The organism is Pseudomonas sp. FH1 (assembly GCF_000510895.2).
Lineage (GTDB): Bacteria > Pseudomonadota > Gammaproteobacteria > Pseudomonadales > Pseudomonadaceae > Aquipseudomonas > Aquipseudomonas azotoformans_A.
The window spans coordinates 81,685-105,296 of the sequence record NZ_AOHM01000126.1 but is presented as its reverse complement, the minus strand read 5'-3'; the positions used below and the strand labels follow the sequence as shown (position 1 = coordinate 105,296).

Below are 23,612 nucleotides of genomic sequence, written 5' to 3'. Positions count from 1 at the left end.
CCTGCTTCAATTCAATAACCGTGTTGCACTCAGCTCCTGCAACCGCCGGACGGTACACGTGAGGTATTGCAGCGTACCAGTAGTGCCAAACCATATAGGATTATATTTATTGATTTTGAAAACGGCGAGCGCTTGCAGTTTCGCTACGCAGTCAATGGTGAGCTCGAAAAAATCATCGGCCACAGTCAAGAAGCTTTATTAACAATGGTGTATTCGGGGAATCGACTTCAGTACACAGATACGCGTGTCGATAGCGGACGTCAGGCTCGCACGCGTTTTACGCAGGTAAACGGTTTCCTCACTCATGTCACTGCGCCTTATGATACGGTTGGCGTGCCGGGGGTAGCGGGTTATACGTTTGAATACACGGAGTTCCGTAATGGCCTGATCGCAATTACTCGGGTAAGATCGCCTATGGGGGGAGATGAGCTGATCGTATACACCGAGGCGGGCCACTCGTATGCACAGAATCAATATATTCCGCGGGTTAACCGTTGGGTAATAACCCCTGGCGCTAACCAACAGATGATGATATGGGCTTATAGCTATAGTCCGGTCAATAATTTTACGGGGTACCCATTTATCGGTGGCTATGACAAGAACGAGGACAACGCGTACACCATAGGTGGTGAGTATAATTACTGGGTTGAGGAGAAAAGGCTCGGGACTAATGACGTGGTTTTGCTGACCACTCGTTTGGCCTATAACAAATACCATCTGCTCATCGAGGAAGACGTCCTGCGCGAAGGCACCCGGACTACTAAACTCGTTGCTTATAACGCGAAACCTGGGCTCTTCCCGGCGCAGCCCGCTAACTATCAATTACCCACACTCATTACAACACGCTATGCACTTGTGGCAGGCGGTAATGTACGGGAGACAAAGGTCGCGATAACGACTGACGAATACGGCAATGAGTTAAGCCGTACCGAGGCCTCTGGTGTTCGTACCGAATACACCTATTATCCGGTCGCTGGGGAGAGCGGCAAGTGTCCGGCCGACTCCCATAATCAGTTCCAGCGCTACATAAAACAGGAACGCCTAGTTCCTGTCGGGGGAACGCCTGCCGCCCGACTCACCGAATACACCCACACTCGCTTGCCGTTGACGGGCGCCAGCTACTTTGTTGTGCAGCAGTCGACTTCTCAGGGGGCTGTATTCAACCAGCAGCAAACCTATTACGACACACCCGCGCAATTAGCCGGTCGGTTGAAGACCAGCACCTGCACTATCGATGGACAGTCACAGCACAGTGAGTTCAGCTACACCGTTACCGGTGACACGCTGACAGAAACGCGCAAGCTTGTTGGACGCGAGGGGCAATACCTGGAGTCGATCCGTACCCTCTCATTAGTCACCCGTCACCTGCTGTCGGTGACAGGGGACGGTAATTGCTCTTTGGATATGGTGTTCGATGCAAGTGGGCGGCTGGCGTCGGAGATAACCTCTGCCGGAAAACCGCAACAAGCTGGGCGCACCTATGCCTATCATTTCAAGGACGTGCAGAAAAACGCCCATCTGGTGACAACTGATGCACAAGGCAATCGTGTTATCACGTATTTTGATGGTAGGGGCCGCCGGGTATCGGAGGCTAAATTGCAGGCGGGTGGCGTGGAGGTTCTGACGGGGTCGTGGGCTTATGATGCGCAAGGGCGACAGGTTGAATCGGTGAAGACTGATTATCTGCCAGACGGCACTAGGACGCTAAAGAGCGTTTATACCTATAACCGTTGGGGCAATAGCAGTCGCACCACTAACCCGGATGGCAGCGTATCGATTGACGACTACGATCCACAGCTTAATCAAAGGCTGACAGGTACCGTCGGTGGCGAAAGAAAGGAGACTATTTTCAACGAATTTGGCCAACCGGTTAAGGTCAATCGCCTAGATACCCTGGACAACGCCGTTGAGATAGAGTCCAGCACCTACGATGGTTTTGGCCGGTGCACTACCCGTGAAGACAAAGGTAATAAACGGACTGATCATTTTTTTTATGATGCTTTCGACCGAGTAGTGCGGTTGCGTGAAGTACCCGCCGATGGGAGCCCAGCGCGAGAACAGACAATAGTCTACGCGTCGGGAAGCAGTGACGATCACGTAACGGCCATCAAGATAAACGGCATAGAAGTGGGTACACGCAGCTTCGACAGCCTTGGGCGATTGACCTCGCAAGCCAGGGGTAAGGCCGCTGCAACAACCTTCGGCTATGAAACTAACTGGACGGAGCCGGTCACTCGGACGTCGCCTCAAGGTGCTGTCCAAACGCTGTCCTATGACAAACAGCTTGGTGTGGTTGAGCAGGTGAAACTGGCGGGCCATCCCGACCGGGATTTTCTGTTCAATCCGTCCGATGCCAGCCTGACACGCTCCACTTCGGCAGGTCTGGTCCATGAGTTGCTCTATGACGAATCCGGTTTTCCCAAGAGCGAAGTTCATACGGCCAACGGTAGTGTGTTAACGGCTGGATATAGCCACTCTCCAGCAGGACGTATGCTGCAATACACCGCTGCTGATGGTCAGCGCAGTCAATATGATTACGACGGGCAAGGACGTTTTATCAAGATGACTGCTGGATCGCTTATCGTCGAGCAGCGCTACAATGCGTTCGGACAGCCCGATACCCTGATCACGGCGCAGGGCGCCACACGGGTTGACACTAAAATCACCTACGATGGGTTGGGACGTGAGCACGTACGTCGCTTCGAGCAAAACGGTGCGCTGTTGCAGACCCTGACCAGCACTTATCACCCCAGTGGTTTGTTGGCGACGCGGTTTATGCGGGACGCAAATGGGCAGGTGGTGATTGGGGAGGCCTATGAGTACGACTCGTTTGGGCATTTGCGGGACTACACGTGTCAAGGCCGTGAACGTCCGGTGGACCGACAAGGTCGCGATATTGCTGCGCAGCAATTTAGCCATGGTGCTTTCGACAACCTCACAAAGGTGGTTACGACCTTCGTTGATGGCTCTGAAGATATTTGCCAGCGTTACTTCACAGGGCTGGATCCTACCCAACTGACACGTCTGACCTATACCAATCCGGTTCGGGATATAACACTGGCTTATGATGCTGCGGGCAACCTGCGAAAGGGTCCGCAAGGCCAGGTGTATACGTTCGATGGCTTTGACCAACTGACCCGCGTGCAAACTGGCATAGAGAGCATTCGCTACGAGTACGACGCAGAGGGACGCCAAGTTGTGGCTGCTCGTGGCGCAGAGCCTGCCGTCAGCTTGGCCTACGTAGGCGATCGTCTCGATACGCTGGCAGAGGGTGCGAAAAAAGTGCGCTACTTCCAGGCCGGCGAGCAGTTAGCGCTACGCAGTGGCGGAGTAGATGGGCCGCAACTGCATGTGAGCGATGGAGCGGGTAGTGTGCGTGGGGTGACGGCGCCGGGTCAGGCTCACGTAAGGCGGCATTACACGCCCTATGGTGATACGACCATTCCCCTCAATGATGGCAAGGCCCGCACCTTGGCCGACCTACAAGTACCCGCGTTCAACGGCGAGCGATTGGACTTGTCCGTTAACCTCTATCACCTGGGCAATGGTCAGCGTGCCTATGACCCGGATCTCAAGCTATTTCTCTCAGCCGATCCGCTGTTCTCTTCTGATGCAGGACTCGATGCTAATGGCTACTGCAACGGTGACCCGATCAACCAAAGCGACCCCAGCGGGTTGTTTCCAACCTGGTTGAAGTGGGTGTTGACTGGAGCGGCGTTGGCGTTAGGGGTTGTTGCGCTGGGCATTGGCGTGGCAGGCATTGCGGCAGTCGGTTTAGCCGCTGCAACCACAGCTCAGATGGTGATGGTCGCCGGAACGGCATTGGGTGTCATTGGTAGCACGTTAGGGGTCGCGGCATTAGGCGTCGAAGCGGTAGATGCGGCAATGGGGTGGGACCGTTCCAGTCACATCCGTAATTTGGGGTGGGCGGCCTTCGGCTTTTCAATGGCCTCCTGGGCAGCCAGCTCGTACAACGCCTGGGGAGCGGCGAGTGGAGCCTATAATTCTGCAAAAGGGATCAAGGGTGTTGGGGACATCGCACACCGTTCGGGTTATTTCACCGAACCCGCGCGTGAAGGCCTGAGATCTGCAATCAAGATATTCAGTGGCCGAACCTTTAAAGTCGCTGGTCGCATAACCCCGGGGAGTAAAGCATTTGGTTCTACCCGAGCCGTCATCAGAGGTGTGAATTTAATGCGCAGTCTGAATGCGCGTTACAGTGCCCTGACATCAGAGTCGCAGGAGGTTACTGGCGATGGGGTGGGACAACAGCAGCAACGGATGATGAGGCAATTTGTTGATATGCCGCAGAGCGCCAGCCGCTTTTATCAGTCCTTCAGAGATGAGGCGAACCGTATCCGTCAGCCGATTTTGGCTGAGGCATACCAAGAGACATCATGAGGTCGTCGGTGTGATTCACGGAGGCTGAAAAAAAAGCAAAAAAAGCAGGCGCTCACAAGCCTGCTTTTTCATTTTGAGCAAGGCTTAAGGCCGCTTACGCTCCACCGCCCGCAACAAATGCGTCGGCGGTGTCTCGCAGCTGATCTTGCGCCCCAGCAACGCCTCGATCGACGGCAACTGGTAAGAGTCATCCTCACCCGCAAAGCTGATCGACACACCTGCAGCCCCCGCACGGCCCGTACGACCAATCCGGTGCACATAATCATCCGGCACTTCCGGCAGGGTGAAGTTGATCACATGGCTGATGCCATCAATGTGAATCCCACGGCCTGCTACGTCAGTGGCCACCAGCACACGAATCTTGCCTTCGCGGAAACCTTCCAACGTCTTGATACGTTTATGCTGCGGCACATCGCCCGACAGTTGCGCCGCGTTCACCCCATCACGCACCAGGCGTTCTTCGATGCGGCGCACTTCGTCCTTGCGGTTGGCGAACACCATCACGCGTTCCCAACCGTTGTCGTTGACCAGGTTGTAGAGCAACTTGTACTTGTCGGCACCGGCCACGGCATAGATGTGTTGCTCGACGTTTTCGCTGGCGACGTTTTCCGCTTCGATCTCGACGATGGACGGGTCGGTGGTCCACTGCTTGGCGAGGTTCATCACGTCTTCGGTGAAGGTCGCGGAGAACAGCAGGGTCTGACGCTCGGATTTCGGCGGGGTCTGGCGAATGATCTGACGCACTTGTGGGATGAAGCCCATGTCGAGCATGCGGTCGGCTTCGTCCAGCACCATCACTTCGACCATGTCCAGGTGCACGTCGCCGCGCTGGTTGAAGTCCAGCAGGCGGCCCGGTGTCGCCACCAGGATGTCGCAGTGACGGGCTTCGAGGTGCTTGAGCTGCTTGTCGAAGTCCATGCCACCGACGAACGTCATGACGTTGAGGCCGGTGTACTTGGTCAGGTCGGCGGCGTCCTTGGCGATCTGCACCACCAGCTCGCGGGTCGGGGCGATGATCAGTGCGCGCGGCTCACCCATGTAGCGCTCTTTCGGCGGCGGCGTCTGCAGCAACTGGGTGATGATCGAGATCAGGAACGCGGCGGTCTTGCCAGTGCCGGTCTGGGCACGGCCGATGGCGTCTTTGCCGGCCAGGGTGAAGCCCAACACCTGCGCCTGGATCGGCGTGCAGTACGGGAAACCCAGGTCCTGGATGGCGTGCATCAGTTCAGGCGCCAGTTTGAAATCGTGGAAACGCGTCTTGCCTTCCTGGGGCTCGACGACGAAATCTTCGAGTTTCCATGGGATCACCGGCGGCTTTGGCGCACGTTCGCGACGTGGCTTTGGCGCCACTGGCGCGGCAGCAGGTTCAACTGGCTTTGCCTGTTCAGGCGGTGTCACCGCTGGCTTCTTGGGCTGGGCAGCCGGTGCGTTCCGCGCGGGTTGTTGGCCGTCATTGCGGCTACCGGCTGTCGGGGCAGGAGCACTGGAATCAGGCGCGAGCGGCTCAGCCTCGCTTTTGCCGAACATCTTCTTGAGTGCTTTGAGCACGGTGATCTCATTAATTGGTTAAGGAATGTACGCCGGCCAGTGTAATGCAAGAATCGGGCGCGGCGTAGTGCGTCTGTCATACGGCTACATAAACCGTGGTTTTCAGCCCAGGCGAGCGGTCAACCAGGCACCGATATCGCGGATCTCCTCGGGTAACACTTCGTGGCCCATTGGGTATTCCTGCCATGTCACGGTGACACCACGGGTCTTCAAATGCTCATAGGCACTACGGCCCATGGCGTTTTGCACCACGTCGTCATATTGGCCGTGCAGGCACAGCGTCGGAATACGCTGCTGACTGGCGGACAATTCGAGTTCATCACTGAAGGTCGGCGCATAAGTGGAGAGGGCGATCACGCCACCCAACGGGCCTTCCCAATTCAGGAATGCGGTATGGAAAACCACGGCACCGCCTTGGGAGAAACCGGCGAGGAAAATGCGCGACGCGTCTATTCCGGTTCTCTTCTGCGCTTCGATCAAATCCGTGACCATTTTGGCTGAGACTTCCAGCTCTTCCAGGCTGATGGAGCGCGCCGGGCTCATGGCCTTGATGTCGTACCAACTCGGCATCTCGTAGCCACCGTTGATCGTCACCGGGCGGGTCGGTGCCTGGGGCAAAACGAAACGGGTGGTCAGCAAGCTTTCCTGCAGCGCTTCGGCCACCGGCAGGAAGTCGTAGCGATCGGCACCCAGGCCATGCAACCAGATGACGCAGGCGTCTGCGGGCTTGGCGGGCTGAAGAATCAAGGGGTCGGTCATGTCTGCTCCATTAATGTGCGCGCGCTCCGATTAAGTGCGACGGAACGGTGCGCGACAGGTTGATCTGTTAAGAAGATGTCGCACGGTTGAATCTTTTTCTATTGACCGTGGGCTGAATCGGCTCAGCCGACACTCTGGTACGCGCCTTGCTATGTGTTGAACGATGTCAGCGCTATCTCGGGACGGTAACACTATCAGTGACTGCCGCCTGTGGGATAGCAACTGGAATTACTGCGACAACTTCATGCCGCTTGACCCTAAAAAAAGCCAACACGGGTCGATATCGCCTCATAAGGGTGCGCTGAGGTTCGAGCTCCGACACAACAAGAGCAAACTGGAGGTTTGAATGAAGGTATTGAAATCCACCCTGGCCATCGTGACTGCGGCGGCTGTACTGGGTGTCAGCGGTTTCGCCCAAGCTGGCGCCACCCTGGATGCCGTGCAGAAGAAAGGCTTTGTGCAATGTGGCGTGAGCGACGGCCTGCCGGGTTTCTCGGTGCCGGATGCCAGCGGCAAGATCCTCGGGATCGACGCTGACGTGTGCCGCGCTGTAGCCGCTGCTGTTTTCGGTGACGCGACCAAGGTCAAATTCAGCCAGTTGAACGCCAAGGAGCGTTTCACCGCGCTTCAATCCGGCGAAGTCGACATTCTGTCCCGTAACACCACCATGACCAGCTCCCGCGACGCCGGCATGGGCCTGAAATTCCCAGGCTTCATCACTTACTACGACGGCATCGGCTTCCTGGTAAACAACAAGCTGGGCGTGAAAAGTGCCAAGGAGCTGGACGGTGCAACCATCTGCATCCAGGCCGGCACCACCACTGAGCTGAACGTTTCCGACTACTTCCGCGGCAACAACCTGAAATACACCCCGATCACCTTCGACACCTCCGACGAAAGCGCCAAGTCGCTGGAATCCGGGCGCTGCGACGTGCTGACCTCCGACAAGTCCCAACTGTTCGCCCAGCGCAGCAAGCTGGCCGCGCCGAAGGACTACGTGGTTCTGCCGGAAACCATTTCCAAAGAGCCATTGGGCCCGGTCGTACGTAACGGCGACGACGAATGGCTGGCCATCGTGCGCTGGGTTGGCTACGCCATGCTCAACGCTGAAGAAGCCGGCATCACTTCGAAAAACGTTGAAGCTGAAGCCAAGTCCACCAAGAACCCGGACGTTGCGCGTCTGCTCGGTGCTGACGGCGAATACGGCAAAGACCTGAAAGTGAAGAAAGATTGGGTTGTGCAGATCGTCAAGCAAGTCGGTAACTACGGTGAAGTGTTCGAGCGCAACCTGGGCAAGAGCACCCCGCTGGAAATCGACCGTGGCCTGAACGCGCTGTGGAACAACGGCGGCATTCAATACGCACCCCCTGTGCGCTGATCGCTGATGGTTCTGTCACCCGGTGGGCCAACCGCCGGGTGATGTTCTGTTCCATTATTTTCGGGGCATTTCATGCAAAAACAAATCGGCGCACCCAAGCAGAAGCTAAGCTTCAGCGACCCTAAAGTGCGTGCGTGGCTCTTCCAGATCATCACGATTGTGGCGGTGGTCTCGCTGGGCTGGTACCTCTTCAACAACACCCAGACCAACCTTCAACACCGGGGCATTACCTCGGGTTTCGACTTTCTTGAACGCAGTGCCGGCTTCGGCATCGCGCAGCATTTGATCGACTACACCGAATCGGACAGCTATGCCCGAGTCTTTGTGATCGGTTTGCTCAACACTTTGCTGGTGACCTTCATCGGCGTGATCCTGGCGACCCTGCTCGGTTTTGTTATCGGCGTGGCGCGGCTGTCGCCGAACTGGATGATCAACAAGCTGGCGACCGTGTATGTGGAAGTGTTCCGCAACATTCCGCCGCTGCTGCAAATCCTGTTCTGGTATTTCGCGGTGTTCCTGACCATGCCGGGGCCGCGTAACAGTCATAACTTCGGCGATACCTTCTTTGTCAGCAGCCGTGGCCTGAACATGCCGGCAGCGATTGCCGCCGATGGGTTCTGGCCGTTTGTGGTCAGCATTTTGGTTGCCATCGTGGCAATCGTGCTGATGGCGCGTTGGGCCAACAAGCGTTTTGAAGCGACTGGCGTTCCGTTCCATAAATTCTGGGCGGGCTTGGCGCTGATCATCGTGATCCCTGCGTTGTGCACCTTGATCTTCGGTGCGCCGCTGCACTGGGAAATGCCCGAGCTCAAGGGTTTCAACTTTGTCGGCGGCTGGGTCCTGATCCCCGAACTGCTGGCGCTGACCCTGGCGTTGACCGTCTACACCGCCGCGTTTATCGCCGAGATCGTGCGGTCGGGCATCAAGTCCGTCAGCCACGGCCAGACCGAAGCCGCGCGCTCCCTGGGCCTGCGCCCTGGGCCGACGCTGCGCAAGGTCATCATCCCGCAGGCCTTGCGGGTGATCATTCCGCCGCTGACCAGCCAATACCTCAACCTGGCGAAAAACTCGTCCCTGGCGGCCGGTATCGGTTACCCGGAAATGGTTTCGCTGTTTGCCGGCACGGTGCTCAACCAGACCGGCCAGGCCATCGAAGTTATTGCCATCACCATGAGCGTGTACCTGGCGATCAGCATCAGCATTTCCCTGCTGATGAACTGGTACAACAAGCGCATTGCGCTGATCGAGCGGTGAGGAAACGCCCATGAGTTCACATACTTTCAAACCGGATATGCCGCCGCCGAACAAAGTGTTCGGGCCGATGGCCTGGATGCGCGCCAACCTGTTTTCCAGCTGGCTCAACACCTTGCTGACGCTGCTGGCGTTCTACCTGATCTACCTGGTGGTGCCGCCGATCCTGAGCTGGGCGATCATCGACGCCAACTGGGTCGGTACGACACGCGCCGATTGCACCAAAGAGGGCGCCTGCTGGGTGTTCATCCAACAGCGCTTCGGGCAGTTCATGTACGGCTACTACCCCGGCGACCTGCGCTGGCGCGTGGACCTCACCGTGTGGCTGGCCATCGTTGGCGTGGCGCCGTTGTTCATCTCGCGCTTCCAGCGCAAGGCGGTCTACGGGCTGAGCTTTTTGGTGCTGTACCCGATCATCGCGTTCTTCCTGCTGCACGGCGGTGCGTTTGGCCTGACCAACGTGGCGACCAGCCAATGGGGCGGCCTGATGCTGACCCTGGTGATCGCCACCGTCGGCATCGCCGGCGCCTTGCCGCTCGGCATCATGCTCGCGCTCGGGCGGCGTTCGAATATGCCAGCGATTCGAGTGGTCTGTGTGACCTTCATCGAGTTCTGGCGCGGCGTGCCGTTGATCACCGTGCTGTTCATGTCCTCGGTGATGCTGCCGTTGTTCCTGCCCGAAGGCATGGGTATCGACAAGCTGCTGCGGGCGTTGATCGGCGTGATCCTGTTCCAGTCGGCCTATGTGGCCGAAGTGGTGCGCGGTGGCTTGCAGGCGATTCCCAAAGGTCAGTACGAAGCCGCTGCTGCGATGGGCCTGGGTTACTGGCGTTCGATGGGCCTGGTGATTCTGCCGCAGGCCCTGAAGATGGTGATTCCGGGCATCGTCAACACGTTCATTGCGCTGTTCAAGGACACGAGCCTTGTGATCATCATCGGCCTGTTCGACCTGCTCAACAGCGTCAAGCAAGCCGCCGCCGACCCTAAATGGTTGGGCATGGCCACCGAAGGCTACGTGTTCGCCGCCCTGGTGTTCTGGATTTTCTGTTTTGGTATGTCGCGCTATTCCATTCATTTGGAACACAAGCTCGACACAGGCCACAAGCGTTAGGAGTTGATGTTATGAGCGAAGCGATCAAACAGCCTGTGAGCCCTGAAGGCATTATCCAGATGCAGGGCGTCAACAAGTGGTACGGCCAGTTTCACGTGTTGAAAGACATCAACCTCAACGTCAAGCAGGGCGAGCGTATCGTGCTGTGCGGCCCCTCGGGTTCGGGCAAGTCCACCACCATCCGCTGCCTCAACCGCCTGGAAGAACACCAGCAGGGCCGCATCGTGGTGGATGGCGTGGAGCTGACCAACGATCTCAAGCAGATCGAAGCGATCCGCCGTGAAGTCGGCATGGTGTTCCAGCACTTCAACCTGTTCCCGCACCTGACCATCCTGCAGAACTGCACGCTGGCGCCGATGTGGGTGCGCAAGATGCCCAAGCGCAAGGCCGAGGAAATCGCCATGCACTACCTGGAGCGCGTGCGTATTCCGGAGCAGGCCCACAAGTTTCCGGGGCAACTGTCCGGTGGGCAGCAACAGCGTGTGGCGATTGCCCGGGCGCTGTGCATGAAGCCGAAAATCATGCTGTTCGACGAGCCGACCTCGGCACTCGACCCGGAGATGGTGAAGGAAGTACTCGACACCATGATCGGCCTGGCCGAAGACGGCATGACCATGCTCTGCGTGACCCACGAAATGGGCTTTGCGCGCACCGTGGCCAACCGCGTGATCTTCATGGACAAGGGCGAGATCGTCGAACAGGCGGCGCCGAACGACTTCTTCGACAATCCGCAGAATGACCGGACCAAGCTGTTCTTGAGCCAGATTCTGCATTGATCGATATGTGAATAAATGAACCCGGCCTGGCGCCGGGTTTATTTTTTTGGGCTAGGACGCTTTGAGTGTTTCGGCCTTATCGTGCTTGGTGTAGGTGAAGGCGCCGCGCATGTCTGCGCCCTCGGCCAGGGCTTTTGCGTCAGCCAGCAAGTGCGGGTGACGATCCAGCAAACGCATCAGTACCACTAGGGTTTTGGGGGCAAGCAGTTCGCCGCGCTCGTAACGTGAGAAGGCGTTGTGGCCGCCACCGGAGAGCAGTTCCACGGCCTCTTTTTGCGTAAGGTGCAGTTTGCGGCGGATGCGTTTTATCTCGGCGCCGATGATTTTTCGGGCGACGACGACGAGTTCATCGCCTGCTTCTCCAAAACGGTCGGCGCTATCTGTATCCGGATCCCAAAAGCCGTCTCCACATACATGACATTCCCAGCCGGAAAGATTATCCACCCGACGCTCCATGCCTTTGACACTGATGGTTTCACTGCGGCCCTCGAAGTAGTGCAGTGCGTCGGGTGCGCCGCAGATATAGCAAAGCTCTGGTTCTTTCATTGGCTTTTCTCCTTGAAGGAGATCACCGGTGGCCTTCCGTCTGCGCGGTAAGTCACCTTGATGTAAATCTCCCTGCCTTTCGAGTGGGTGTGGTACACGTCCTGCCAGACTCGATGGTCCCCATAAGTGGTCATCGATTTGTACAGCATCCAGTTTTGTAATTCATAAATGACGTCTTGCATTTGCTCGATGCTGAAGCGCAGCTCCCAACCGCACTTTTGTGCTGACTGTGTGAAGGCGCTTCTCCCCAGCCGTCTCACATCCGCCTTTATCACCGCCAAATCGTAATGAGGTGTGTACTTTTCCATAAGACACCTGAGTCCAATAATTACCCTCATAGGGTAATTTTACCAATCGAAAATACTGCTCCTTTTCCTGCCTAAAAAACCTAGTGCGTTGCTCTTGTAGGCACGTCCGAATAGGCTGTAGGACTTTTCAACCAGTGATCAGGGCAAACGCCCATCCCTCTGCCGGCAGTTGATCAATGACCTCTGAAACCAAACTTGAAGAACTGTTGATCGACGCAGAAGCCGACGACGAGGTGATCCAGCACACCCCACCGGTGGTGAGCCGCCCGTGGTTGTTGATCATGGGACTGGTCCTGGTGGCGATGAACCTGCGCCCGGCGCTGTCGAGCCTGTCGCCGTTGCTCAACGAGGTGTCGGCCAGTTTGGGACTGTCGGCGGCCAAGGCCGGTTTGCTGACCACCTTGCCGGTGCTGTGCCTGGGGCTGTTCGCGCCGCTGGCGCCGATCCTGGCGCGGCGTTTTGGGGCCGAACGGGTGGTGCTGGGAATTCTGTTGACGCTGGCCGCAGGTATCATCCTGCGCAGCTCATTCGGTGAAGTCGGGCTGTTTGTCGGCAGCCTGATCGCAGGTGCCAGCATTGGCATCATCGGCGTGCTGTTGCCCGGTATCGTCAAGCGTGACTTCGCCAAGCAAGCCGGCACCATGACTGGCGTCTACACCATGGCGCTGTGCCTGGGCGCAGCGCTGGCGGCGGGCGCGACGGTGCCGCTGAGTCATTATTTCGGTGGCAGCTGGAACCTGGGCCTGGGCTTCTGGATCGTGCCCGCGCTGGTGGCGGCAGTGTTCTGGTTGCCCCAGGTCGGGCAAAAACACGGCGCCCATCAGGTGGCCTATCGGGTCAAGGGCTTGCTGCGCGATCCATTGGCCTGGCAAGTCACCTTGTACATGGGCCTGCAATCCTCCCTGGCCTACATCGTGTTCGGCTGGGTGCCGTCGATACTGATCAGCCGTGGCCTGAGTGCCACCGAAGCCGGTTTGCTGCTGTCCGGTTCGATCATCGTGCAATTGCTCAGCGCCCTGACCGCGCCATGGCTGGCCACGCGTGGCAAGGACCAGCGACTGGCCATCGTAGTAGTGATGTTGCTCACCCTTGGCGGGCTCTTCGGCTGCCTGTTTGCGCCGCTTGAAGGCTTGTGGGGCTGGGCGATCCTGCTGGGATTGGGCCAGGGCGGTACGTTCAGCCTGGCGCTGACCCTGATCGTGCTGCGCTCACGCGACGCCCACGTGGCCGCCAACCTGTCGGGCATGGCCCAGGGCATCGGCTACACGCTTGCCTCCATGGGCCCGTTGGCGGTGGGGGTGTTGCATGACTGGACCGGTGGCTGGGGCGCCACCGGCTGGGTGTTCGGCGTGATCGGCCTGGGCGCGATCATCGCCGGGTTGGGGGCTGGTCGTGCCCTTTATGTCGGGGTGACCAGCGAGAAGGTTTAGAGGTAACGCACGGTCAGGGTGATCGAGCCGTCGATGGGCACTTCTTCGGTCAGTGTCAGGGTACTGGCGGGGGCGATGACCGGAGTCAGCATCATCTGGGCTTCGAACGATTGCACCGGGATTGGCGTGTAAGCCGCGCTGTTGGCGACTGAAGTGATGCTATTGGGGCTTATGGAGCGGTGTCGTTCCCAGGTCGAACCGCCATCCATCGAGTCGGTCGCCTTGGCCGCCACGCCATCGGCGAACACCTTCTCCAGAAATGCAGAAACGGAACCGAGTTTTTCACTGCCGTTGATCAGCCCCAGGCCAAAGTAGGACGGCTCACCCATGGCTTCCGAACCCGCCCGGTTGTCCTTTGGCTCAATGGCCATAAGGGTCGGGGCCTCGCAGGTCACGGTCAGTTGCGTGACATAATCGCCTAGCGATGTGTAGTCGTTGAGCTTGAGATCCTTGGCGGAAATCTTGCCGACATCGTACTGCCCGCCATTGCCCAGGCTGGGCGAGCACGCGCTCGGGGTGATCAGTCCGCGCACGCTCATGTCAATGCTGGAGGCGGCAAAACTGTTGCTGACGCCAACCAGCAGCAGCGTAGCGATCAGGGTATTCAGGGACTTGCTCAAGGTGTTGCTCCTATACAGGGGGGAAGGGGGTTACAGGTACGAAATCGTAAGGGTCACGGAGCCGTCGATGGGCACTTCATTGGTCAGGGTCAGGTTGCTGGCCGGGGCGATGACGGTGCCGACCTGCAGGCCAGTGACCAGTCGTTGCACCGGCAAGGGCGCCAGCGTGGTCATGTCTGCAACAGACGTCAGGCCGTCATCCATGAAGGCACTCTCGCGCTGCCAGGTCGTGCCGCCGTCCTGCGAACCAATGGCTCTGACGGAGACTCCGTCCCCGGTGGGGCCGGACATGGAGATCGTGAGATAGCCAAGTTTTTCACTGCCATTGATCAGTCCGAGGCCGAAGTTATAGAAGTCGAGACTGGACTCCGTGCCTTCCCGGTTGTCCTGGGCGGCGATGGCGAACAACGTCGCGGCTTCGCAGGTCACCGTCATCTCCAGGGTTTGGCGGGGCAGGTAAGTGGGTAGGTCAAGGCGTAGGTCCTTGGCCGACACCTTGCCCAATTCAATGACACCGGCGTTGGGCAGGCCAGGGGTGCAGGCACTCGGTGTAATCGCCCCCCTGACGCTCAGGTCGATACTGGACGCAGCGAAGGCAGGGCCGACGCTCGCCAGCAGCGCGGCGATCAGGAGGTTGCGGGGGGTACTCATGGTGGTGCTCCTACTCAGGGGTTAGGGTTACAGGTACACAACTTCCAACGTGGCCGACCCGTCCATCGGTGTTTCCACGCTGAGGTCCAGGTTCTGCCGGGCGTTGATCGTGGCTTCCAGCTTCAATGTGCTGGTCAGCATCTGGATGGCCGAGGGGCCGGCAGTGCTACCGACCACATCGGTAAAACCGAGCAAGCTGCGCGAGCCGACATCGATGGGGTTGAGGTTGGCGGTGCGCCAGGCCAGGCCACCGGTGGTGGACTCGGTGCCGTACACCACGGCCAGGTCATCGACCACGGTTTGCTTGGGATCGAAACTCACCGAGTACACGCCGATCTTGTTGCCGCTGGTGTCCAGCCCCAGTCCGTAGAAAATCTCGCTATTGACGTGGGCCGTGCCGTCGCGGTTGTCGCGCATGCGCAGAGCGAAGCGACCGGGGGCGTTGCAGTTGACGGTCAGCGTCAGGTATTTGTGGGGCAGGCGGGTGCCGTTGGTGAGGTTGAGGTCGTTGCGTGAGATCTTGCCGAAGTCCACCAGGCCGCCGCTGGACAACAATGGCGTGCAGGCCATGGGTGTGATCAGGCCTGTGACGGCCAGATCGGCAGTGGACGCGGCGTGTGCGGTGCCAGCCAGCAGGGCCAGCGCGGCCAGAGGGGTCAGAACGGGGTTCATGGGAAGGCTCCTAGAGGTAGTTGAGTTCGAGGGTGGCGGCGCCGTCGAGGCGCACTTCGCTGCCCAGGTCCAGCGTGCCCAGCGGTGCGATCACCGCTTCCAGGCTGGTGGTGGCGCTCAGTTGTTGAATCGGCTCGGGGCCGCCGGTGCTGCCGGCGCTGGCGCTGAAACCGAGGAACCGGCTGGCGCCAATCGCCAGCGGGTTGGCGCTCGCGCTGCTCCACGGCGCTGCGCCTGTGGGGGAGTCGGTGCGATAGAGCTGGGGGAAGCTGTCGGCGGTGGTGCGTGTCGGGTCGAAGATCAAGCGGTAGCGCCCGATTTTCTGCTGTCGTGCATCGAGCCCCAGGCCATATGACGTGTCATCCGCGGGGCCAGTGGCCGAGCCTTGGCGATTGTCCTGCAGGCGCAGCGTGAAGCCGGTGGGCGCATCGCACGCCACGCTGACCACCAGCGGTCGAGTGGGCAGGGCGGTTTCCTTGTCGATATTCAGGTCCATCACCGACAACTTGCCGAACGCCACCGTGCCGCCGTTGGACAGGCTTGGCGTGCAGGCCGCAGGAGCAAAGCGCGCTTGCAGGCGCAGTTCCCGTGAGCGGCCGGTGTTGATCGCATCGAACAGGCCGTTGGTTTCCCACGTGACCGCATCGCTGACGCGCAGGGCGTCCTCTTGCGCCCAGGCACTGAGTTCCAGTTGCAGCGACAAACTGCGCCCGTTGGCCGGCACGCCGGCGCGCATCGGCACAACTCCGTGCTCAGGTCGCCAACGCAATGTGGCGCCGCTGCTTACCACCGACTGGCCGCTGCCGGACAACAAGCCCAACTCCACCGCCTGGCCGTCGAGCAGTGCGTCGCTGACCCGCAGGCTGTAGCTGCCGCGCTGGGTGAACTGGAAACGTTCGTTGCCTGCCGCCAACCCTCGATAAAACAGGGACAGGTCGGTGGCTGTGGGGCAGTTCAGGCTCAGGCTCAAGCGGCGTTCACCCAACGAGTGTTCTGTAGGCGAACCCTGTGCAACAGCCCGGTTCATCAGGCCAAAGTCCACACGGGTTTCGCTCAGGTTCAACTGGCACTCATCCATGCCCCAGGCGTTTGCGCCCAGCAGCAGGCTGGCTGACAACAAGGCAGGTTTCAGGCCCATGGTGAAGCTCCTCATGGTTGGCACCGCGCCGGCGCGGTCTCATAATACACCTCGGGGTCACCGCGTTCGGGCAACGCGTAGCTCAGGCGGCAGCGGGCTTGGCCGGGGGCGCTGACCCACAGCTCGCGACGGTCGAGCACGTCGGGCAAGAACACTTGGCTGCCTTCCTGCACCAGGGTCACGAACTCACCGTCGACGGTGCTGACCGCCGCGCCACGGGGCAGAGGTTGGCCGTCTGCGGTGGTGACGTTCAGCAGCACGCGGCGGGTGAGGGCCACGCCAAACTCGACTTTGTCCACCGCGCCTCGCCCGGCCGACAGTACCGCCAGGCCATTGCTGATATCGGCATTGCGCGGCAACGAGCGGGTTTGCACTTCCACCGGGCTGCGTCCGTACGGGCTGAGTTGCGGCACCACCGCCTGGCCTTGCCAGTCGGTCCACACCGGGCCGCTGGGGGTGCTGACCTGGATGCCGGCCATGTCGCCGACCGACATCACCGCAAAAGTCTCGCGCACCGGGTAGGGCGAAAAGGTCAGGCCATCGCCGTGCAGCACTACACCACCGCGGGCGCCGCCCTGGTAGCTGGAGCGTTCCTGGTTGTTGCGGGTGTAGTTGAAGTCCAGCTGGCTGTAATACGGCAGCGCCGAGACGCCGACGGACGACTCCACCTCACGGTCGCGGCTGTCGCGTTCGACGCCCACCTGGTAGCTCAACTGGTCATTGAGCTGCTCGCTCACCCCAGCACCGATGCGGTGTTCGCCACCGGCATTGCGCGCCCAGGCGCGGCCTCGACGGTTCTCGCCCAAGGGCACGCTGATGTTCAGGTACACGCTGTCATCGCTTTGCTGGCGCCCGCCAACTTGCCATTCGGCGCTCGCCGAGACCGACACCCGTCCAAAGCTGGTGCCCCACGACGCCAATGCACGGCTGCTGCTCTCGCCGGTAAAGGTCGAGGAGCGTGAGAAACCGGCGCTGAAGGCTCCCAGCATCGGATGCGACCAGGACGCCGTGGCGCTCTGCTGATCGCGATAGCGTGAGCGTTGTTGTTCGCGGGTGTCAGTGGTGTAAGTCGAGTCTTCAAGGTCGCGATAGCCCATGGTGCGCCAGGAGCCGGCCGTGGTAACTGCCCAACGCTCGGTCAGGCGTTGCGACCATGACAGATTGGTTTGCACACCGCGCTCGTTGCCCAGGCGACTGGCCTGGGCGAGCTGGGTAGAGACCTGGAACTGGCTGTCCTGCCACGGCAGCCAGCCCAGGTTCGCGCCGACCGCGCGATAATCCTCAGCCGCCAGCAGGCCGCCGCCCACGCTGACCTGCGGGTGCAGCGCACCGCTCCAGCCGCCGCTGACCACCCAGGGCTCGGCGCCTTCGCCGGCGCCGACTTTGCGTATACGTCCAGCCGCCACCGAGTAACCCGGTGCTGGCAAACCCAGGCCCAGCATGGCGGCGGGCACGGTGAAGCGGCGCTCTTCGCCGCTGGTTTCCTTGACGGTGACTTCCACATCTGAGCGGCTGTTCAAGCGCCGCACATCGGTGAGGGCAAACGGCCCGGCGGGCACCACCGTGGAATGAATCAACGCGCCGTTCTGGCGAATTTCCACTTGGGCCGGGCTGTTGGCGATGCCGGTGATGGTCGCGCCCTGGTTCTGGTCCTGCAGCGCGGTTTCGGTGAGCACCTGGGCGCCGGTGATTTGCGCACCGGCCAGCACCGGGTTGTACAGGTTGATCTGCCCGGCCTGGAACACTGCTTGTTGCTCGGCAAAGGTTCGCTGGGCGTAGGCATCCAGATGCGTGGTACGCGATGTGCTGTCTTGCCAGGTGCGTACCTGGCGGCTGCGTACGATCCAGTCGCCCGCGTTAAAGCCGACCTCGGTATTGGCCGAGCCGAAGCGGCTGTTGTTGTCGCCGTATTCGTTGTACAGCCCACTTAAATCGTAGTTGAGCAACCCGGCAAAACCGCCGGTCTGGTAGCCGGACACGTCGCGTACAGCCGGGCGCAGTGCTTCGGTCGGCACCACCAACGACAGGCTTAGGGTGGCCGGATCTTGCTCGATCACGGTTTGTGGGTAGGCGTCGAGAAAGTCATGGCATTCGCCAGTGTCCGCCGGCACGCGCAGGTTGCCCGCATCCAACAACGCCTGGTTGAAACACAGCGCGCCTTGCCCGTTGAACACCACATCGACCCGCCCGCGTCGCTGCCCGTTCACGTTGAGATTGAGGGCGTGGTGGCCTGCGGCAAAGCGAGGCGCTTCCAGCAGCAGGTTGGCCAACTGCGGGTCGATACCGCGCTGGGCCAGGGTTTGCGGGTCGAACGAGCCGGCACTTTCATCGGCCAGAGGCTCATTTGTTGGCAACGCGGTGCCCAGGGTCAGCGCAAGGCTCGCCAGCAACCAGTGTGCCCGGGGCGATGAAATGCCAGGCACGGCTTTGCCGTCGCGATCAGTCATAACTGTGCTCACAAGTCATACTCGAATAAGTGGAGGCAGGCCCGTACCGATCCCTCGGTACGGACAGGCTCCCGGTGGCCTTCAATGGGAAGCCACTTCGTTATCAGGGCGCCGGCATGAATCCTTGCGGCGCTGGGATCAAAGGGTGATCGGTGCTTCGTAAGGTGCCACCGCAAACCCGTAAACGGTGGCCGGCTGCATCTGCACGGTGCTGGCCTGGGCTTGGCTTGCGGCGACGCTCAAGGTCTCGCCGGGCAGTACGTAAGTGCGCGGCAGTAGCGCCGAGCCCTTGCCCGGCAGTAGCGTCAGCTCCTGGGCCAGGCGCACCACATAGGGCGTTGGGTTGTTCACGCTCAGTTGCTGGTTTTTCAGGCTCCAGACCAGGCCGGTCCAAGGCGTTCGATTGGGCGCCAGGCCTTTGGGATGCAGGATCACCGGCAGGTTCTGGCGCACCGTCACACCCACCCGCGCATGGCCAGCCTGGCCGTTGGCGCGGCCTTGGGGCATACCCTCGAAAATCACCCGTTTCAGGCGCTGGGTGGTCAAGGGCGTGGGTGACTGAAGGATGAAACGGATCAGTTGGCTCTTGCCCTGTTCGACCCGCGTCAGCGGCGGCGTGACGAACAGCAGCGGTGCCGAGTCCTCGGGAATATCCTCCAGGGTGACGTGCAGCAGGGCGAGCTTGGAATCGGTGTTGGTCACCGACACCGAGGCTTCGCCGTCGGCTTCGTTGACGATCACCACGGACGTGTCCGGCACCATGCCGTCAGCAAGCACCAGCGTTGGCCCCCACAGCGTCAGGGCCAGTGCCGCGAGGTAGAGACCGGTGTAGCGAACCAGGTTGAACACCCGTGTTATCAAGGCAGCGCAAGGAGAAGGGAACATGACTACAGATACCTCAGGTCTAGCACGATGGAGCCGTCCAGCGGCACCTCTTGGTCGAGGGTCAGGTAGGCGGCGGCGTTGATCGATGTTTTGATTTCCAGCTTGGCGGTCAGCACGCTATGCGGGTCCGGGACCAGGGTGCCGGGGTGCGCAAAACCCATGTAGTTATCCGGGTAAGCGTTGGACTCGGGAAACCAGGTCAGGCCCTTGTTGCTGGAGGCCAGCACAATTGCGCGCTGCCCGTCGCCCTCGGCTTCGCGAATGGCCAGTGATACCGAGCCCAGGCGTTCAGCCGGGGCATACATGTTGTTGCCCAGGCCGTAATAGAAGCCCGGCCCCACGGATGAGTCGGCACGGTTGTCTACGCCTACCAGCACAAACAGGACTGACTGGTTGCAGGTCACGCTCAAGTCCAGCGTCCTGGCGGGCAGTTCGGTGAACTCATATTGATTGAGCGAACGCGCCGGCACCCGTCCGTGATCGACGACGCCGCTGGGTGACAGGGTGGGTGTGCAGGCGCTGGGGGTGATGCTGCCGGTCAACGTGACATCGACCTGCGAGGCGCACAGCGCGGGAGTGGCGGTCAGGCATAGACAGAGCGACATCAAGCGGCGTGAGAACGTGTTCATGGTCTGTTGTTGGAACCGTGTTGAGGAGACATCCGTGAGAACCGCGATGGGCGCAAGGCACTGCGTTGCGCCCGGTTTTGCGTTACAGGTACTTGACGGTCAAGGTGGCGGAGCCATCGATGGGCACTTCTTCGGTCAGGGTCAGACCATTGGCCGGGGCGATGCTGGGCATAATGGTCACGTCGGCCACCAACACCTGCACGGGGACTGGCGCGATGGTGGTGCTGTTGGCGACCGAGGTGAAGCCGTTGTTGATCAGGAACATCAGGCGTGTCCAAGTCAGCCCGCCATCGCGCGAGGCGATGGGCCCTACATCAGCGCCATCCGCCACTGCCGATTCCACGGCCATGGCAAAGTAACCCAGTTTTTCGCTGCCGTTGACCAGGCCCAGGCCGAAGGCCGCGTCGTCAACTGCGGAGGCCGAGCCCGCACGGTTATCCTTCGGTTCGATTGCCATCAAGGTTGCGCCATCGCAGGTGATGGTCAGTTGCAAGGTTTGGTCGGTCAGTCGGGTTTCTTCGTCAGCTTTGAGGTCCTTGGCGGAAATCTTGCCGATCTCCACATTACCGCCGCCGGACAGGGCTGGTTCACAGGCACTCGGGGTGATCAACCCGCGCACGGTCAGATCCACACTGGAGGCGGCGTAGGCTTGGCCTGCCCCTGTGAACAGCAGGGCGGCGAACAGGGCGTTAAGGGTCTTCATGGTGGTACTCCTAATGAGAGGCATTGAATGGAAAAGCGGCTTACCAGTACTTGAGTTGCAGCGTGGCCTGGCCGTCGAGCGGCACCTCATCGAGCAGGGTCAGGTCGGTGGCGGGTACGATGATGGTGAACGTACGCAGGCGCGCGTTCAGCGACTTGAGGGCAATGGGGGTGTTGGGGCCGTCGAGGGCGGCAAACGAGGTCAGTGCCTCGTGCCCCAAGTAGATGGATGGGACCCAGGTGGCGCCGCCATTGCTGGAGGTGATGACTTTGACGGGTGTTGCATCGGCCACCGGGTCGAACAGCGAAAACGCTACGCTGCCCAGTTTTTCCTTGTCGGGGGTCAGGCCCAGTCCGTGGTGTCGCGGGTTGATAGCGGAAGTGCCCGAGCGATTATCCACGGTGGTCAGCGTGAAAAACGTCTCACCCTCGCACTGCACTTCAAGGCGCATCTCGGCCGGTTCCAGCCGTGTAGGTGAGCCTGGTAGCAGGTCCTTGGCTGTCATTTTGCCGTGGTCGATCACGCCGCCATTCGACAGCACGGGGGCGCAGGCGCTGGGGGTGATGGACCCAGAGACATTCAAGTCGGTGCTGCTGGCAGCGAACACGTCGGGCGCAAGCGCCGCGAGCAGCAGGGCGAGGGTAGGTTTATCCATGGCACAGATCCTTGTGGTGGGTTGAGGTGCTAAAGGTAAATAACGTCCACGGTGGCGGAGCCGTCCAAAGGCACTTGTTCGGTGAGGCTCAGGCCGCTGGCCGGGGCAATACTGGTCTCGACATGCAAGTCGGCAGTGACGTTGAGCAATGGGATGGGGGCCGCGATACCCGACTCGACGGTGCCGAAAGCTGCCAGTTGATGGCGCACCAACCAGGTGCCGTGTGGAAAACTCCACCAGCCTGCTCCGCCATTCATGCTGGCGAGGGGGATCACTGCCGCCGTATCAGAAACGGGATCGCTCAACGTCAGCAGATAGGTTCCGACTTTCTGGTCGCCATTGATCAGGCCCAGGCCGTAGCCGTAGCCATCATCTTTGTGCGCGGTACCGGCGCGGTTGTCGTTGCCCCGCAGGGCGAACAGCGTCGGAGCTACGCAATCCACGTGCAGCTTGAGGATGTGGGTGGGCAGCCAGGTGGAGCTGTCGGCGGACAGGTCTTTGGCCGCAATCTTTGCGAAATCGACCACTCCACTGGCACTCAGGGTAGGGCTACAGGCACTGGGCGTGATGCTGCCGCGCACCGCCAGATCGGCGCTACTGGCGGCAAACGCTTGATGTGCCACGGCAACCAACAGCGCCGTCACCAGCGCCTGGAGACGGCCGCTCATAGGTAGCGCAACTCAAGCGTGGCGGAGCCGTCCAACGGCACGGTATCGATTAGGGTTAACCAGTCCACTGGTGAGATGGCGGGCCAGACGATCACGTCCAACGCCAGGTTCTGCATGGGAATGGGCGCCAGAACACCTGAAGACCGGTTGCCAAAGCCTGTGAAGGTGGATGGAGGCCAAGGCGCTCCCGGTTCGAGCAGGTCCCAGGTGAGTCCGTTATCCAGCGATTTGAGCGAGTCGACGCTGGCGCCATCCGCCAGGATGTTGGCCATGTCCAGGAAATACGCCCCCACCAATTCGTCGCCGTTGATCACGCCCAGCCCATACATGGACGGATGCACCGCTTGGGGGCGTTCGGGTCGGTTGTCATGGGTCTTGATGGCGAACAGGGCCTGTGCTTCGCAGTCGACCTTCAGTTCGAAGATGAATTTTGGCAGTTCGGTTGCCCCGGTTGGTCTGAGGTCTTTGACCGAAATTTTGCCGTAATCCACTACACCGCCTTCGCTCAGGCTGGGGGTGCAGGCGCTCGGAGTGATTGCGCCTTTGACCGATAAATCCACCGCGCTGGCGGCCAACGCAAGCGTGCCATGGGTAATCAGCAGGGCGCCGACCAAGGCGGCGAGAGAGTCTTTCATCTCAACAGGTATTCCTATGCAGGGACTAGGGGACAGATTGGCGCGGTGAAGTTGCCCATGGGTTTTATGGTTGTGGTGGGCACGCGCTGCTTCAGGGGAAAGCGGGGAGGAATTTAGCGCCGGGTCGGGGAGGCGGAAATGCAACTATTACGAATGACAGGGTGGCAATGACATAAAGGGGTTGTGGCGTGAGAAAAAGCGTTTTACGCCGTGGTTGTCGTAGTTCTTGTATCGCTGATGGCCACTCGTTCGGATATTTTTCGCGATCCTTGATTTTCTGAAGCCATTCATTTGGGTTTGGTTAATCGTCTTATTTTGCGAAGAATTAGGGTGAGCGGATCGCTCCCTTTGGGGCTGCATGCCTGGCCACTTTCCAGACCGACGTTTGTCCGGGCCACTGC

At 60.1% G+C, this 23,612-nt stretch carries 21 protein-coding genes; 6 read left to right on the top strand and 15 right to left on the bottom strand.

The window, feature by feature from the left end; translation table 11 throughout:
* Positions 1 to 66: 66 nt before the first annotated feature.
* Entirely contained in the window at positions 67 to 4,401 is a 4,335-nt protein-coding gene (locus H096_RS27710; RefSeq protein ID WP_156717534.1) for an RHS repeat-associated core domain-containing protein, read from the top strand.
* 84 nt (positions 4,402 to 4,485) lie between these two features.
* On the opposite strand, the gene rhlB is transcribed toward H096_RS27710, so the two are convergent.
* Positions 4,486 to 5,955, bottom strand: coding sequence for an ATP-dependent RNA helicase RhlB (gene rhlB, locus H096_RS27705; RefSeq protein WP_206542906.1), 1,470 nt, complete (start codon positions 5,953 to 5,955; stop codon positions 4,486 to 4,488).
* A gap of 96 nt (positions 5,956 to 6,051) precedes the next feature.
* Entirely contained in the window at positions 6,052 to 6,708 is a 657-nt protein-coding gene (locus tag H096_RS27700) for an alpha/beta hydrolase (RefSeq protein ID WP_033902501.1), read from the bottom strand.
* Between the two features lie 346 nt (positions 6,709 to 7,054).
* On the opposite strand from H096_RS27700, the gene H096_RS27695 reads away from it, so the two are divergent.
* From H096_RS27695 to H096_RS27680, 4 genes are all read left to right on the top strand, one after another.
* Positions 7,055 to 8,086 carry an amino acid ABC transporter substrate-binding protein gene (locus H096_RS27695; RefSeq protein ID WP_016978213.1) on the top strand — a complete coding sequence of 344 codons (1,032 nt, stop codon included), beginning with the start codon at positions 7,055 to 7,057 and terminating at the stop codon, positions 8,084 to 8,086.
* Positions 8,087 to 8,158: 72 nt separating this feature from the next.
* Positions 8,159 to 9,340, top strand: coding sequence for an amino acid ABC transporter permease (locus tag H096_RS27690; RefSeq protein WP_033902500.1), 1,182 nt, complete (start codon positions 8,159 to 8,161; stop codon positions 9,338 to 9,340).
* Between the two features lie 10 nt (positions 9,341 to 9,350).
* Complete coding sequence (locus H096_RS27685; RefSeq protein ID WP_016978216.1) at positions 9,351 to 10,448, top strand: amino acid ABC transporter permease; 1,098 nt, start codon at positions 9,351 to 9,353, stop codon at positions 10,446 to 10,448.
* Positions 10,449 to 10,459: 11 nt separating this feature from the next.
* The gene (locus H096_RS27680; RefSeq protein ID WP_003171943.1) at positions 10,460 to 11,224 is read left to right on the top strand and encodes an amino acid ABC transporter ATP-binding protein; all 765 of its coding nucleotides are present in this window, start codon (positions 10,460 to 10,462) and stop codon (positions 11,222 to 11,224) included.
* A gap of 51 nt (positions 11,225 to 11,275) precedes the next feature.
* On the opposite strand, the gene H096_RS27675 is transcribed toward H096_RS27680, so the two are convergent.
* Together H096_RS27675 and H096_RS27670 are read right to left on the bottom strand one after the other, a co-directional pair.
* Positions 11,276 to 11,770 (bottom strand): type II toxin-antitoxin system MqsA family antitoxin, encoded by a 495-nt coding sequence (locus H096_RS27675; RefSeq protein WP_033902499.1) that lies wholly within the window; start codon positions 11,768 to 11,770, stop codon positions 11,276 to 11,278.
* The gene (locus H096_RS27670; protein WP_033902508.1) at positions 11,767 to 12,078 is read right to left on the bottom strand and encodes a type II toxin-antitoxin system MqsR family toxin; all 312 of its coding nucleotides are present in this window, start codon (positions 12,076 to 12,078) and stop codon (positions 11,767 to 11,769) included. Before H096_RS27670 ends, H096_RS27675 begins: the two co-directional genes overlap by 4 nt.
* Before the next feature lie 176 nt (positions 12,079 to 12,254).
* On the opposite strand from H096_RS27670, the gene H096_RS27665 reads away from it, so the two are divergent.
* Entirely contained in the window at positions 12,255 to 13,508 is a 1,254-nt protein-coding gene (locus H096_RS27665) for a CynX/NimT family MFS transporter (RefSeq protein WP_033902498.1), read from the top strand.
* On the opposite strand, the gene H096_RS27660 is transcribed toward H096_RS27665, so the two are convergent.
* From H096_RS27660 to H096_RS27610, 11 genes are all read right to left on the bottom strand, one after another.
* Complete coding sequence (locus H096_RS27660) at positions 13,505 to 14,128, bottom strand: DUF1120 domain-containing protein (protein WP_033902497.1); 624 nt, start codon at positions 14,126 to 14,128, stop codon at positions 13,505 to 13,507. The two genes, H096_RS27665 and H096_RS27660, sit on opposite strands and share 4 nt — an antisense overlap.
* A 30-nt stretch (positions 14,129 to 14,158) precedes the next feature.
* A complete protein-coding gene (locus H096_RS27655; RefSeq protein WP_033902496.1) occupies positions 14,159 to 14,779 on the bottom strand; it encodes a DUF1120 domain-containing protein in 621 nt (206 codons plus the stop codon).
* Positions 14,780 to 14,806: 27 nt separating this feature from the next.
* Positions 14,807 to 15,451: a DUF1120 domain-containing protein gene (locus tag H096_RS27650; protein WP_033902495.1), complete on the bottom strand. Its 645-nt coding sequence runs from the start codon at positions 15,449 to 15,451 to the stop codon at positions 14,807 to 14,809.
* 10 nt (positions 15,452 to 15,461) lie between these two features.
* A complete protein-coding gene (locus tag H096_RS27645) occupies positions 15,462 to 16,589 on the bottom strand; it encodes a DUF1120 domain-containing protein (protein WP_033902494.1) in 1,128 nt (375 codons plus the stop codon).
* Positions 16,590 to 16,600: 11 nt separating this feature from the next.
* A complete protein-coding gene (locus H096_RS27640) occupies positions 16,601 to 19,048 on the bottom strand; it encodes a fimbria/pilus outer membrane usher protein (RefSeq protein WP_033902493.1) in 2,448 nt (815 codons plus the stop codon).
* Between the two features lie 126 nt (positions 19,049 to 19,174).
* Entirely contained in the window at positions 19,175 to 19,921 is a 747-nt protein-coding gene (locus H096_RS27635; RefSeq protein ID WP_237142547.1) for a fimbria/pilus chaperone family protein, read from the bottom strand.
* 2 nt (positions 19,922 to 19,923) lie between these two features.
* Positions 19,924 to 20,550, bottom strand: coding sequence for a DUF1120 domain-containing protein (locus H096_RS27630; protein ID WP_033902492.1), 627 nt, complete (start codon positions 20,548 to 20,550; stop codon positions 19,924 to 19,926).
* Between the two features lie 82 nt (positions 20,551 to 20,632).
* Complete coding sequence (locus H096_RS27625) at positions 20,633 to 21,253, bottom strand: DUF1120 domain-containing protein (protein WP_033902491.1); 621 nt, start codon at positions 21,251 to 21,253, stop codon at positions 20,633 to 20,635.
* Between the two features lie 40 nt (positions 21,254 to 21,293).
* Positions 21,294 to 21,908 (bottom strand): DUF1120 domain-containing protein, encoded by a 615-nt coding sequence (locus tag H096_RS27620; RefSeq protein WP_033902490.1) that lies wholly within the window; start codon positions 21,906 to 21,908, stop codon positions 21,294 to 21,296.
* A gap of 29 nt (positions 21,909 to 21,937) precedes the next feature.
* Positions 21,938 to 22,576 (bottom strand): DUF1120 domain-containing protein, encoded by a 639-nt coding sequence (locus H096_RS27615; RefSeq protein ID WP_033902489.1) that lies wholly within the window; start codon positions 22,574 to 22,576, stop codon positions 21,938 to 21,940.
* A complete protein-coding gene (locus H096_RS27610) occupies positions 22,573 to 23,211 on the bottom strand; it encodes a DUF1120 domain-containing protein (RefSeq protein WP_033902488.1) in 639 nt (212 codons plus the stop codon). The genes H096_RS27615 and H096_RS27610 overlap by 4 nt, the downstream gene beginning before the upstream one ends.
* Positions 23,212 to 23,612: the final 401 nt, after the last annotated feature.

Coding starts and splice junctions, on each gene's coding strand:
- H096_RS27700 (WP_033902501.1), bottom strand. CDS start 6,708: ATGACCGACCCCTTGATTCTTCAGCCCGCCAAGCCCGCAGACGCCTGC.
- H096_RS27695 (WP_016978213.1), top strand. CDS start 7,055: ATGAAGGTATTGAAATCCACCCTGGCCATCGTGACTGCGGCGGCTGTA.
- H096_RS27690 (WP_033902500.1), top strand. CDS start 8,159: ATGCAAAAACAAATCGGCGCACCCAAGCAGAAGCTAAGCTTCAGCGAC.
- H096_RS27685 (WP_016978216.1), top strand. CDS start 9,351: ATGAGTTCACATACTTTCAAACCGGATATGCCGCCGCCGAACAAAGTG.
- H096_RS27680 (WP_003171943.1), top strand. CDS start 10,460: ATGAGCGAAGCGATCAAACAGCCTGTGAGCCCTGAAGGCATTATCCAG.
- H096_RS27675 (WP_033902499.1), bottom strand. CDS start 11,770: ATGAAAGAACCAGAGCTTTGCTATATCTGCGGCGCACCCGACGCACTG.
- H096_RS27670 (WP_033902508.1), bottom strand. CDS start 12,078: ATGGAAAAGTACACACCTCATTACGATTTGGCGGTGATAAAGGCGGAT.
- H096_RS27665 (WP_033902498.1), top strand. CDS start 12,255: ATGACCTCTGAAACCAAACTTGAAGAACTGTTGATCGACGCAGAAGCC.
- H096_RS27655 (WP_033902496.1), bottom strand. CDS start 14,779: ATGAGTACCCCCCGCAACCTCCTGATCGCCGCGCTGCTGGCGAGCGTC.
- H096_RS27650 (WP_033902495.1), bottom strand. CDS start 15,451: ATGAACCCCGTTCTGACCCCTCTGGCCGCGCTGGCCCTGCTGGCTGGC.
- H096_RS27645 (WP_033902494.1), bottom strand. CDS start 16,589: ATGGGCCTGAAACCTGCCTTGTTGTCAGCCAGCCTGCTGCTGGGCGCA.
- H096_RS27635 (WP_237142547.1), bottom strand. CDS start 19,921: ATGTTCCCTTCTCCTTGCGCTGCCTTGATAACACGGGTGTTCAACCTG.
- H096_RS27630 (WP_033902492.1), bottom strand. CDS start 20,550: ATGAACACGTTCTCACGCCGCTTGATGTCGCTCTGTCTATGCCTGACC.
- H096_RS27625 (WP_033902491.1), bottom strand. CDS start 21,253: ATGAAGACCCTTAACGCCCTGTTCGCCGCCCTGCTGTTCACAGGGGCA.
- H096_RS27620 (WP_033902490.1), bottom strand. CDS start 21,908: ATGGATAAACCTACCCTCGCCCTGCTGCTCGCGGCGCTTGCGCCCGAC.
- H096_RS27615 (WP_033902489.1), bottom strand. CDS start 22,576: ATGAGCGGCCGTCTCCAGGCGCTGGTGACGGCGCTGTTGGTTGCCGTG.
- H096_RS27610 (WP_033902488.1), bottom strand. CDS start 23,211: ATGAAAGACTCTCTCGCCGCCTTGGTCGGCGCCCTGCTGATTACCCAT.